Source organism: Nocardioides sp. (genome assembly GCF_029937575.1).
In the GTDB taxonomy this organism is placed as follows: domain Bacteria; phylum Actinomycetota; class Actinomycetes; order Propionibacteriales; family Nocardioidaceae; genus Nocardioides.
This window is the reverse complement of the sequence record NZ_JAPYPS010000018.1, coordinates 17,420-29,460: the sequence shown is the minus strand read 5'-3', so window position 1 is coordinate 29,460 and position 12,041 is coordinate 17,420. Positions and strand designations below refer to the sequence as shown.

Sequence of the window (12,041 nt, the reverse complement as noted above, 5' to 3'; positions counted from 1 at the left end):
GCGGATCACGTCGTTTGGGACCAAACGGCGCAATCCGCCGACCCTCAGACCCGCTCGAGCACCGTCCCGGTCGCCATCGCGCCACCGGCGCACATGGAGATCAGGGCGCTCGACTGGTCGCGGCGCTCCAACTCGTGCAGGGCCGTGGTGATCAGCCGGGTGCCCGTCGATCCCACGGGGTGACCGATCGCGATCGCCCCGCCGTTGACGTTGACCTTGTCCATCGGGACCTGGTGCTGGCCGGCCCAGGACAGGACGACCGCGGCGAAGGCCTCGTTGACCTCGAAGAGGTCGAAATCCGAGATCGAGCGTCCGGTGCGGTCGAGGATCCGCTGGGTGGCCTGGATGGGCCCGTCGAGGTGGTAGTAGGGGTCGGATCCGACCAGGCAGTGGTTGACGATCCGCGCCCGTGGGGTCAGTCCCAGCGCCCGCGCCTTGTCCTCGTCCATGATCAGCACGGCGGAGGCGCCGTCGGAGATCTGGGACGACGTGCCGGCGGTGTGCATCCCGTCGGGCAGCACCGAGCGCAGTCCGGCCAGGCCTTCGAGGGTGGTGTCGCGCAGGCCCTGGTCGGTGTCGACGAGGCGGGTCTCGCCGGTCTTCTTCCCCTCCGCGTCCAGGAGCGGCGCGTCGATCGCGACGATCTCGCGCTTGAAGCGGCCCTCGTCGACGGCGGTGCGAGCCTTCTGCTGGGAGGCGAGCCCGAAGGCGTCGAGGTCGGCCCGGGTGATGCCGCGGTTCGCAGCGATCCGATCGGCAGCCTCGAACTGGTTGGGCATGTCGATCGTCCAGTCGTCGGGCCGCGGGTCGCCGAGTCCGGCGGGCACGTTCCCGCCCAACGGGATCCGGGACATCGACTCGATCCCGCAGGCGATGCCGACGTCGATCGTGCCGGCCGCGATCATGTCGTGGACCAGGTGCGCCGACTGCTGTCCCGAACCGCACTGGGCGTCGACGACCGTCGCCCCGGTGTGCTGGGGCAGGCCCGCGTGCAGCCAGGCGCGTCGGACCATGCCGTTGGACTGCTCGCCGGCCTGCGTGACGCAACCTCCGACGACCTGCTCGACGAGCTCCGGGTCGATGCCGGCGCGTTCGATCACCTCGCGCTGCGCCAGGCCCAGGAGTACGGCGGGGTGCAGGCCGGCCAGCCACCCGTTGCGCTTGCCGAGGGGAGTGCGGACCGCGTCGATGATCACAGGAGTACCCATGCGCTAAAAGTAGAACGTGTTCTCGTTCCCGACAAGGCCTGAGGTCGCTGCCGGGCGGGTTCTCGTGTGAGCGAGGTCTCAGAAAGGTTAACGAAAGGCTTTCGTGTCGTACCGAAAGTATGTAATCTCGCACTAGAACGTGTTGCAGAAAGTCGCGCACGATCCGTCCTGTTCGAGAAGCACCAGAGGGAGATCACCAGTGACCGCAGACCTGCTGCCGGCCGGATTCGACTTCGTCCTCCCGGACGTCAACCACGTACGGATCCCGCACGCGGAGTTCAAGACCCTGCGGGAGAACTCACCGGTGCACTGGGTGGAGCAGGCCGAGGATGACCGGGCTGGTTTCGCAGAGGAGTCCGGCACCGGCTACTGGGCGATCACCAAGCACGCTGACGTGCTCGCGGTCTCCAAGGACTCCAAGAACTTCGGCACGCACGAGAACGGCGCGATCATCCGCTTCGGCGAGGGCATGGAGCGCGAGCAGGTAGAGCTGCAGCGCGTGATGATCATCAACCAGGACCCGCCGGACCACACGGCGATGCGTCAGATCGTCAGCCGCGGCTTCACGCCGCGCTCGATCAATGCCCTGGACGAGATCATGACGCAGCGCGCGCGCCAGATCGTGGGCGACGCCGTGGCCAAGGGCTCCGGCAACTTCGTGGAGCAGGTGGCCGCCGAGCTGCCGCTGCAGGCCATCGCCGAGCTGCTCGGCGTACCGCAGGAGGACCGCTTCAAGCTCTTCGAGTGGTCCAACCAGATGCTGGCCTCGGACGACCCCGACGTGGGCGGAGACCCGGCGGTCGCCTCGGCGGAGATCCTGGGCTACGCGATGACGATGGCCGCCGAGCGCAAGGCGACGCCGCTCGACGACATCGTGACCAAGCTCGTCAACGCCGGCGAGAGCGGGCGGGGACTGACGGACGACGAGTTCGGGTTCTTCGTGATCATCCTCGCCGTCGCGGGCAACGAGACCACCCGCAACGCGATCACTCATGGCATGAACGCCTTCCTCGACCACCCCGAGCAGTGGGAGCTGTGGAAGAAGGAACGCCCGGCGACCATGATCGACGAGGTCGTGCGCTATGCGACCCCGGTGATCTCGTTCCAGCGCACGGCCCACCACGACGTCGAGGTCGGAGGACAGCTGGTGAAGAAGGGCCAGCGCGTCGGGCTGTTCTACTCCAGCGCGAACTTCGACGAGGACGTCTTCACCGATCCCTTCACCTTCGACATCACGCGCGAGGTCAACCCGCACGTCGGCTTCGGGGGCAACGGTGCGCACTACTGCCTGGGTGCCAACCTGGCCCGCCAGGAGATCCGGCAGATGTTCGACGCCCTGGCCGACCTGGCCCCCGACATCACCAAGCTCGCCGAGCCGAGCCGGCTGCGGCACAGCTGGATCAACGGGATCAAGGATCTTCAGGTCAGCTACACCGGCTGAGCCGTACGGCGAGCCCGCGGCTGGCCGGGCGCCGTGCGGGCTCCCGGGCGCTCAGTCACCAGTGGCGCGTCGGGACTCGACGAAGTCGCGGAGCTGCCCGCCACCGTGCGCGACAGCCTCACGGAGCGCGTCGAGCACAGCCCGGGTGGGCAGACGACCCTGTCTCGCAGCCTCCTCGACCGCGCCGCAGCGAGCGGCGACGTCGAGGAGGCCGAGGTTGGCGGCGCTGCCCCTGAGCCCGTGGGCGTGCTGCTCGACCGCTGCGACGGAGTGCTGCTCGACGGATCGGGTCAGTGCGGCGACGACATCGGTGGCCGAGGCCTCGAAGCGCTCCACCATGCGCGCCACGAGGACGAGATCGATGCCCTCGTCGTCGACCAGCTCGGCGAGACGCGCGTGGTCGGGGGGCTGCTCGGAGACGGGCCGCTGCGTGAGGCGGTGGCCTGCTGGCTCCGCTGGCTCCGCTGCGTCCGGGGGCACGGCCGGGTCGGCGGACGCCATCGCCGGCGCCCACCGATCCAGCATCTCGGTCAGCAGCCGCACGTCGAACGGCTTCGACATGAAGTCGTCCATCCCGGCGTCGAGGCAGCGGTCGCGCTCCTCGACGCCGGCCGCCGCGGTCATCGCGATGATCGGCGTACGGGTCCCGTCTCGCTGGATCGCACGAACGGCACGGGTGGCGTCGAAGCCGTCCATCACCGGCATCTGGCAGTCCATCAGGATCAGGGTGTAGCCGCCGGGGTCGTCCGCGACCGCCGCCACACCTGCCGCCCCGTTGTCGGCGAGCTGCACGGTGAATCCCAGTCGCCGCAGCACGCCGTCGGCGACGAGCTGGTTGATCGCGTTGTCCTCCACGACCAGCACGCGGCCGCGGTCCACGGCGTGCGCGGGGGCCGTGGACCCGGCGGTCTCGGCCGCGGCCTCCCAGTGCCCACCGAGCACGGCAAGGGTGTCGAGCAGGCGCGAGGGGAGGACCGGCTTGGCGAGGTAGTCGTCGATGCCGGCATCCACCAACCAGCCGTCGGTCGGCTCGGTCGACGAGGAGAGGAGCACGAGGCGGGTGTCGTCGTGGCGTGACTCCGCCCGCACGATCCGTGCCAGCTGCTCCCCGTCGGCGCCCGGCATCATGTAGTCCAGCAGCACGATCTCGTACGGCGACCCGGTCCGCGCCGCCGCGTCGAGCTCGACGAGCGCCTCGTAGGCCGAGGCGACGGCGGAGACCTCGACCGCCCACCCGGAGAGCTGCTCGGTGAGGATGAACCGGTTGGTCGCGTTGTCGTCGACGACCAGCACCCGCAGCCCCGCGACCGCGCTCTCGCGCAGCGCATCGCGCTGGGAGTGGTGCTCGCCGAGTGCCGCGGCAAACGTCGCGGTGAACCAGAACGTGCTGCCGAGCTCGGCCGCGCTCTGCACCCCGATCTCCCCCTTCATCGCGGTGACGATGCGCTTGCTGATGGCCAGCCCGAGCCCCGTGCCGCCGTACTCCCGAGTCGTGGAGCTGTCGGCCTGGGTGAAGGCCTCGAACAGCCCGTCCTGCGCCTCGGGCGCGATGCCGACGCCGGTGTCACGAACGGAGACCCGGACCCGGTGCCCGACGTGCTCGGCGCGGATGACGACCTCGCCCCGGGCGGTGAACTTCACGGCGTTGGACGCCAGGTTGGTGATGACCTGGCCAAAGCGCACCGGATCCCCGCGGACCAGGGTGGGTAGGTCGGCTGCGCTGGAGACGACAAGCTCCAGGCCCTTCTCCCGGGCGCGGTCGGCGACCAGCCCCGCACTCTGCTCCACGATGGCTCGAGGATCGAAGTCGACCTCCTCGAGGTCGAGCCGCCCGGCTTCGATCTTGGAGAGGTCGAGGATGTCGTTGACCAGGGCCAGCAGGGTGCGCCCGGCCTGGTCGACCCCGTCGGCCAGGCGCTGCTGGTGAGCTGTCAGGTCGGTACGACGGAGCAGCTCGCTGAGACCGATCACACCGTTCAGCGGGGTGCGGATCTCGTGACTCATCGTCGCAAGAAACTCCGACTTCGCCCGCGAGGCCGAGAGTGCCTCGTCCCGCGCGGTGGCCAGGGCCTCGGCGGCCCACTCACGCTCGGCCACCTGCGCGAGCAAGGTCAGGGTCTGCTCGAAGATGGCCAGGTCGGTCGGCTGCGGTGCCTCTCGCGCGCCGGTGCCCGAGACCAGGACGCAGGCCAGGCGCTCGCCGACGAGGACCGGACCCGCGACGAGGTGATCCTCGTGGCGGACCGCACGGTGCACCATCCCTCCGTGGGCCACCGCCTCGACGGCCAGGGTGCGGGCGAGGTCCCGGGTCGTGGGTGACGCGGCGGACCACTCGATGTCGATGTGGACCAGCTCGGCGCCCGGAAGCGGGGAGGCCGGCACCGCGACGAGCACCGCGGGCCAGCGTGCGTAAGGGCGGACCTGACTGTCCGACGCGGTCAGCACCTCCTGCAAGGTGCTCGACTCGTTCGCCACGCCCGCCATGGCGCTGAGGAACTCGAGACCGCGTTGGTAGTTCTTGGCCGCGGTGATGTCCTGGAGGGTGCCCCCGACCCGGACCAGCGTGCCGTCGGGTTCGTGCAGGGCGACACCGCGGACGCGCAACCACGTCTCGCTGTCTCCGTCGGGGCGCAGCCGGCACTCGACGTCCAGGGCACCTCCACCCCGGATCATGCGCTGGTAGTGGGGAAGGAGCGACTCTCGGTCCTCCGGGTGCAGCAGCTCGAAGAAGGCGTCACGCGACGGGTCGAAGCTCTCCGGGGTGACCCGGCAGATCCGGTAGGCCTCAGCCGACCAGGACACCGGCCCGGTGGCGAGGCGCTCCCAGCTGCCGACCCCGGCGATCGACTGCGCCTCGGCCAGCTGCTGCTCACGCTGGGACAGTTCGTCGTAGAGCGCCCGGTGGTCCGTGTCATCCCGGACCCGGTACAGCCAGCCCCGGCAGGTGCCGTCGTCGTCGAGCACCCGAGCATGACTGACCAGCGCCCAGAACGACGAACCGTCACGGCGATGGACCAGGCACTCCAGGTCGTGACCGGGGGCCTCGCTGTCGCGTCCGGCGAGGTGACCGCGGAACTGTGCGCCGCCCTGCTCGTCGAGCACGTCGAAGACCGACGTGGACGCCATCTCCTCGTCGTCGCGACCGAGCAGCGCGCCCATCGTGGCGTTGGCGAAGGTGGTGCGCCCCTCGTCGTCCAGCATCCACAACCCGTCGGGGACTGCGCTCAGGATCCGGTCGCCGAGGCTGCGGTCGCCGTCGTCTTCGTCGCCGTGCTCTGTGGGGTGCACCGGCATACCGTCTCAGACGACCTGGCCTGCTGTCGTCATCCGACGATGCGGGTCGTCACTCGCGTTCGGTGAGCACGAGCGGGCCGTCCTGGGTGATCGCGATGGTGTGCTCCATGTGGGCACCGCGCGATCCGTCCTCGCTGCGCAACGTCCACCCGTCAGGGTCGGTGTAGATCCTGTCGGTGGTGTGCATGAACCACGGCTCGATGGCGATGACCAGGCCGGGCTCGAGCTTGTAGCCACGGCCGGGTCGGCCGTCGTTGGGGACGTGCGGCTCGCCGTGCATCGTGCGGCCGACGCCGTGGCCACCGAACTGCAGGTTGACCCCCAGGCCGGCGCTGCGTGCGACCTTCCCGATGGCCGCCGAGATGTCGCCCATCCGGTTGCCTGGTTGAGCAGCCGCGATCGCGTCGTCGAGAGCCTTGCGGGTCACCTCGATCAGCTCCAGGTCCTCACGGCGGGGCGTGCCCACGACCAGGGAGTAGGCGGAGTCGGCGACCCAGCCGTCCACGGCGACCGCGAAGTCGACCGAGACCAGGTCGCCGTCCTTCAGGGCGTAGTCGTGGGGGAGTCCGTGCAGCACCGCGTCGTTGACCGAGGTGCACAGCACCTTGCCGAAGGGCGATGCGCCGAAGGACGGGTGGTAGTCGACGTAGCAGGACGTCGCGCCGGCCCGGGCGATCATGTCGGCGGCGAGCGCGTCGAGCTCGAGCAGGTTGACGCCCACGTCGGCCTTGGCGGCGAGGGCGTCGATCACCGAGGCGACGAAGCGCCCGGCGGGGCGCATCTCCTCGATCTGGGCAGGGGTACGGAGCTCGATCACGCGGTCGAGCCTAGGTCACGGCGGGCAGAGCCTCCGAGGGCGCCGCCGGTCGTGGCGGTTCCGCCCGGAGCGGATCCGCCTCCGGCAGAATCGCTGGGGGATCGACGTCGTACGACGGAGCCTGGAGCCATGACCCAGACATCCGGCCTCTCGGCCTCCGACCGTCTCCTGCACCAGCGCATCATCGTGCTCGGTCAGCAGGTCGACGACGACATCGCCAACACCATCTGCGCTCAGCTCCTCCTGCTCTCGGCCGAGGATCCCGGCCGCGACATCAGCCTTTACATCAACTCCCCGGGCGGGTCCGTCTCGGCCGGGCTCGCGATCTACGACACGATGCGGCTCATCCCCAACGACGTCAGCACCCTGGCGATGGGTCTGGCGGCCAGCATGGGGCAGTTCCTCCTGACCGCAGGCACCCCGGACAAGCGCTTCGCGCTGCCCAACAGTCGGATCCTGCTCCACCAGGGTTCTGCCGGGATCGGTGGCAGCGCGGTCGACATCGAGATCCAGGCCGAGAACCTCGAGCACATGAAGAACGTGATGATGCAGATCACCGCCGAGCACACCGGTCAGCCGGTCGAGCGGGTGGAGCGTGACGCGCTGCGCGATCGGTGGTTCACCGCCGCCGAGGCGGTGGACTACGGCTTCGTCGACGCCGTGCTGGATCAGGTCGCGGCGGTGGTTCCCCGGCGCCCCGGCCCCTCCTTCGGGCCGGCGAGCGGAGCGAGTCGATGAGCAGCTACACCATTCCCAGCGTCGTCGAGCGCACGGTGCGCGGTGAGCGTGCGGTCGACATCTACAGCCGCCTCCTGAGCGATCGCATCGTCTACATCGGCACCGAGATCGACGACGGGGTGGCCAACGTCGTCATCGCCCAGCTGCTGCACCTGGAGTCGGAGCACCCCGACTCGCCCATCAGCCTCTACCTCAACTCGCCCGGCGGCTCGGTCACCGCGGTGCTGGCGATCTACGACACCCTGCAGTTCATCCGCTCCGCGGTGGCCACCACGTGTGTCGGCCAGGTGGGCTCCTCGTCGGCGCTGCTCCTGGCGGCCGGCGAGCCCGGCAGCCGCACCCTGCTGCGACATGCCCGAGTCATGCTCGATCAGCCTTCAGGTGGTGGCCGGGGCACGCTGCCGGACCTGGCCGTCCAGGCCAAGGAGATCGTCCGACTCCGCGGAGCGATGGAGGCGCTGCTCAGCGAGCACACGGGACGTAGCATCCAGCAGCTGCGGGCCGACACCGACCGGGACCTCGTCCTCACGGCCGCCGAAGCGGTGGAGTACGGCGTGGCAGACGCGGTCCTCGACAGCCGCAAGGCTGCGTCGCTCAGCGGCTCGGGGCACGCAATCTAGGGTGAGGACATGACCACTCACGTCGACCGGACCATCGCGGCCCTGCGCGCCCAGCACGACCGACTGGCCGAGCTCGTGGCCCACAGCAGCGAGGAGACCCTCGCCGCACGCAGCGGGGCCCAGGAGTGGAGCGTGGCCGACGTGCTCTCGCACCTGGGAAGCGGCGCCGAGATCATGCGCATGCCGATCCTGGCCGCGATCGACGGCACCCCGGCACCCGAGGGAGGCATGCAGCCCATCTGGGACCGGTGGAACGCGCTGTCGCCTCGCGACCAGGCGAGCCAGTACGTCGAGCACGACGCCCGGTACGTGGAGACCGTCGAGGCGCTCGACGCCGGTCAGCGCGGAGAGCTGCTCATCGACCTGGGCTTCCTGCCCGAGCCCGTCCCGCTGGAGGTCGCGCTCGGGATGCGGCTCGACGAGGTCGCCCTGCACGCGTGGGACGTCCATGTCGCAGCGGAGCCCTCCGCACCCCTCGACGCGGAGTCGGCCGAGCTGCTCCTGGAGCTGTTGGGCGGTTCGATGGGCTTCCTGCTCGGCTTCCTCGGCAAGCCGGACCAGCTCTCGCAGCCTGCCCGCTTGGAGGTCGCCGGCTACGTGCTGGAGCTGGGAGAGGGCGTGCGCCTGGCACCTCGGGACAGCGCGGACAACGTCGACGAGGTCACGGCATCGTGGAACGGGCCGACCGAGGGGTTCGTCCGACTCCTCGGCGGGCGTCTTGGCGCGCCGTACACGCCTGCGGACGTCGGCGTGAGCGGCAACGTCACCCTCGACGACCTGCGCCGGGTCTTCCCCGGGTTCTGAGCCCGGCTCAGGCAGCGAGGCAGACGGGGCCGCCGATCCGCCCCAGGGACCGGGTGACGCGGGCGGTCAGGTCGACCAGGCGCAGCCCGAGCGCCCCGGTGACGGCGCCGACGATCTCGGAGCTCGGCTCCTTGAGGCCTCGCTCGACCTCGGAGAGGTACTGCACCGACACGCCTGCTCGCTGCGCCACCTCGGCGAGCGTCCGCGCCTGGTCCTGCCGGACCTGGCGCAACTCCCGGCCGAGCGCCTCGCGCCAGAGGGGCTCGGGGGCGGCCGCCGAGGTCGAGGGCACGGTGGGGCGCCGCAGGGGGACCACGTTCTCCTGAGTCATGACGCGACGTTAGGCCCGTCCGGGGTGGTTGCCGAGCACGTTCGCCAGCGGCGAACGTCGGTGGCGAGTTCTAGCCTGGTGGCATGGCGACTCCCTGGGGAAGGGCAACGAGCTCTGCGTGGCCTGACCCAGGGTCGGGGTACGGTCGAGTCATGCGTGGACGCAGCGTCTCGGACCCGTCGGTCGACCGCTGGTCACGGCGCGACTGGTGGGGCGTCGTCCTGGACTGCCCCGACGCACTCGCCCTGGCGACCTTCTACTCCGAGCTGCTGGGCTGGCCGCTGTGGAAGCCCGAGACCGCCGATGCGGAGGGTGCCGCGCTGGACCCCGGGGAGGGCGTCTGCGGACTCACCTTCCAGCGCGACCCCGGCTACGAGCGCCCGGTCTGGCCTCCGGAGCCAGGCCGCCCGCGGATGTCGATGCACCTCGACTTCGAGGTGGACGACCTCACCGAGGCCGTCGCCCACGCGATCGAGCTCGGCGCGGCGCTGTCCGACTTCCAGCCGCAGGACGACGTACGGGTGCTGCTGGATCCGGCCGGGCACCCGTTCTGCCTGTACAGCTAGCTGTAGCTAGCTGCTGGGCTTCTCCGATCCCACGACCCACATCGCGAAGAACTGGGACCCGCCGCCGTAGGCGTGCCCGAGCGCCCGCCGGGCGCCGTCGACCTGGTGCTCGCCGGCCTGCCCGCGCACCTGCAGGGCGGCCTCGCCGAAGCGGAGCATGCCCGAGGCGCCGATCGGGTTGGACGAGAGCACACCTCCCGAGCAGTTGACCGGGATCCGGCCGTCGAGCGCCGTGGCCCCGGACTCTGTGAGCTTCCACCCCTCACCCGGCTCGGCGAACCCCAGCGACTCCAGCCACATCGGCTCGAACCAGGAGAACGGCACGTAGATCTCGGCCATGTCGATCTCGTCGATCGGGTTGGTGATCCCGGCCTGCTTCCACAGCACCGCGGCCGCGTCGCGGGAGGCCTGCGGGTTGACCTGGTCGCGCTCGGCTCCCGAGGTGGCCTCGGAGCGCATCACGGTCCCGTGGATCCACGCCGGGTTGGGCGAGGACGCCGCGACGTCCTCGGAGGCGATCACGAGGGCGCAGGCGCCGTCCGAGGACGGGCACGTCTCGTCGTAGCGAATCGGGTCCCACAGCATCTGTGACGCCATCACGGACTCCACGGTGGTGCCCTTGTTGTGGAGGTGGGCGTAGGGGTTCTTGAGCGCGTTGTTGCGGTCCTTGGCGGCGACGATGGCACCGATGTGGTTCGGCGCACCGGATCGGCGGATGTAGGAGCGCACGTGCGGCGCGAAGTACCCTCCGGCGCCGGCGTGGACGGGCATGTTGAACGGGATCGGCACCGACAGGGCCCACATCGCGTTGGACTCCGACTGTTTCTCGTAGGCGACGGTGAGCACCTTCTTGTGCACCCCGGCCTGGACGAGGGAGGAGGCCACGATCGCCGTCGAGCCACCGACCGAGCCTGCGGTGTGGACGCGCAGGAGCGGCTTGCCCGCGGCGCCCAACGCCTCGGCGAGGAAGAGCTCGGGCATCATCACGCCCTCGAAGAGGTCCGGAGCCTTGCCGACCACGATCGCGTCGATCTCGTCCAGGGTCAGCCCGGCGTCCTCGAGGGCCCGGTCCATGGCCTCGCGGCACAGGCCCGCCATGGAGACGTCCTCGCGCTTGGCACGGTGGTGGGTCTGGCCGATGCCGATGACCGCTGCCGGCTGCTTGGCCATCAGGCACGTCCTTCCATGGTGCACACGAGATTCTGCTGCAGGGCCGGCCCCGAGGTGGCGTGGCCGAGGGTCTTGGCCGCCTCGCCGGACCAGATCTTCTTGGCGGCCTCGCCGATCCGGATGCCGCCCGCCGAGAACATCGGGTTGCCCGACAGCGGGCCCCCCGACGGGTTGATCGCGACGTCGTCGGACAGTCCCAGCTCGCGGCGCAGCACCAGCTCCTGGTGGCTGAACGCCGCGTGCAGCTCGGCGACCTCGACCCCGTCGACGCCGGCACCCGCCGCTGCTACAGCTGCCGACGGCGAGCGCGTGAGGTCGCGGGTGCCCATGCTCATCGGGTCGACGTTGTGAGCCAGCCCGCTGATCCAGGCGGGCTTGTCGCGTACGTCGCGAGCCCGGTCGCCCGCGGCGAGCACGATGGCGGCCGCGCCGTCGGTGACCGGCGCGCAGTCGTGCTTGCGCAACGGGTCGGCGTACATCGGGCGGGCGAGGAGCTCCTCGACCGACGACGCGCCCTTGCGCACGGCGTACTCGTTCTTCTCGGCGTCGCCCATCGAGCGGTTGACGACCTCGGCCATCGCGGTCTCGTCCCACAGCCCGGCGTCGATGCCGGCGCGGGCCTGCAGGCCGGCGAGCGACACGGTGTCGGGCCACAGGGGGGTCATCGTGTAGGGCTCGAGCTGCAGGGCGAGGGTGCGGCGAAGCACGCCCGCGGAGCTCTTGCCGAAGGCGTAGACCAGCGCGGTGTCGACCTCGCCGGTCTGGATCTTGATCCAGGCCTCGTACATCGCCCAGGCCAGGTCCATCTCGACGTGGGACTCGTTGACGGGCGGGGTGACCCCGATCGCGTCGACGGCCTGCACGAACGAGAAGGACCGCCCGGCCAGGTAGTCGGAGGACCCGGAGCACCAGAAACCCACGTCCTTGCGGGTCCACCCGGTCTGCTCGTAGCACTCGGCGAACAACGGGACGAGCAGCTCGACGCAGGTCGGCGACCCGTCGAACTCCTCCATCTGTCGCTGGGCGAACCCGACGACGGCGACGTCTCTCAT

11 protein-coding genes are annotated in these 12,041 nt (G+C 70.3%); 5 read left to right on the top strand and 6 right to left on the bottom strand.

The window, feature by feature from the left end; all coding sequences use genetic code 11:
* Window positions 1-44: 44 nt before the first annotated feature.
* Window positions 45-1,208: a steroid 3-ketoacyl-CoA thiolase gene (locus Q1K33_RS08670; RefSeq protein ID WP_300402796.1), complete on the bottom strand. Its 1,164-nt coding sequence runs from the start codon at window positions 1,206-1,208 to the stop codon at window positions 45-47.
* Window positions 1,209-1,407: 199 nt separating this feature from the next.
* Between Q1K33_RS08670 and Q1K33_RS08665 the strand changes: the two genes are divergently transcribed.
* The gene (locus Q1K33_RS08665) at window positions 1,408-2,649 is read left to right on the top strand and encodes a cytochrome P450 (RefSeq protein ID WP_300402794.1); all 1,242 of its coding nucleotides are present in this window, start codon (window positions 1,408-1,410) and stop codon (window positions 2,647-2,649) included.
* A gap of 51 nt (window positions 2,650-2,700) precedes the next feature.
* Here the strand turns inward: Q1K33_RS08665 and Q1K33_RS08660 are convergent, their stop codons facing one another.
* Together Q1K33_RS08660 and map are read right to left on the bottom strand one after the other, a co-directional pair.
* Entirely contained in the window at window positions 2,701-5,937 is a 3,237-nt protein-coding gene (locus tag Q1K33_RS08660) for a response regulator (RefSeq protein ID WP_300402792.1), read from the bottom strand.
* 55 nt (window positions 5,938-5,992) lie between these two features.
* Entirely contained in the window at window positions 5,993-6,760 is a 768-nt protein-coding gene (gene map, locus Q1K33_RS08655; RefSeq protein WP_300402791.1) for a type I methionyl aminopeptidase, read from the bottom strand.
* A gap of 129 nt (window positions 6,761-6,889) precedes the next feature.
* Here map and Q1K33_RS08650 point away from each other — a divergent pair, with 129 nt between their 5' ends.
* The 3 genes from Q1K33_RS08650 to Q1K33_RS08640 are packed head-to-tail and all read left to right on the top strand — an operon-like array spanning window position 6,890 to window position 8,922.
* Entirely contained in the window at window positions 6,890-7,498 is a 609-nt protein-coding gene (locus tag Q1K33_RS08650) for an ATP-dependent Clp protease proteolytic subunit (RefSeq protein WP_300402788.1), read from the top strand.
* A complete protein-coding gene (locus tag Q1K33_RS08645) occupies window positions 7,495-8,118 on the top strand; it encodes an ATP-dependent Clp protease proteolytic subunit (protein WP_300402785.1) in 624 nt (207 codons plus the stop codon). Before Q1K33_RS08650 ends, Q1K33_RS08645 begins: the two co-directional genes overlap by 4 nt.
* Before the next feature lie 9 nt (window positions 8,119-8,127).
* A complete protein-coding gene (locus Q1K33_RS08640) occupies window positions 8,128-8,922 on the top strand; it encodes a maleylpyruvate isomerase family mycothiol-dependent enzyme (RefSeq protein ID WP_300402782.1) in 795 nt (264 codons plus the stop codon).
* A gap of 7 nt (window positions 8,923-8,929) precedes the next feature.
* Here the strand turns inward: Q1K33_RS08640 and Q1K33_RS08635 are convergent, their stop codons facing one another.
* The gene (locus tag Q1K33_RS08635; protein ID WP_300402779.1) at window positions 8,930-9,253 is read right to left on the bottom strand and encodes a helix-turn-helix transcriptional regulator; all 324 of its coding nucleotides are present in this window, start codon (window positions 9,251-9,253) and stop codon (window positions 8,930-8,932) included.
* Window positions 9,254-9,405: 152 nt separating this feature from the next.
* Here Q1K33_RS08635 and Q1K33_RS08630 point away from each other — a divergent pair, with 152 nt between their 5' ends.
* A complete protein-coding gene (locus Q1K33_RS08630) occupies window positions 9,406-9,819 on the top strand; it encodes a VOC family protein (protein WP_300402776.1) in 414 nt (137 codons plus the stop codon).
* A gap of 6 nt (window positions 9,820-9,825) precedes the next feature.
* On the opposite strand, the gene Q1K33_RS08625 is transcribed toward Q1K33_RS08630, so the two are convergent.
* Both Q1K33_RS08625 and Q1K33_RS08620 read right to left on the bottom strand, forming a co-directional pair.
* The gene (locus Q1K33_RS08625; RefSeq protein ID WP_300402773.1) at window positions 9,826-10,989 is read right to left on the bottom strand and encodes a thiolase domain-containing protein; all 1,164 of its coding nucleotides are present in this window, start codon (window positions 10,987-10,989) and stop codon (window positions 9,826-9,828) included.
* Entirely contained in the window at window positions 10,989-12,041 is a 1,053-nt protein-coding gene (locus tag Q1K33_RS08620; RefSeq protein WP_300402770.1) for a thiolase domain-containing protein, read from the bottom strand. The genes Q1K33_RS08625 and Q1K33_RS08620 overlap by 1 nt, the downstream gene beginning before the upstream one ends.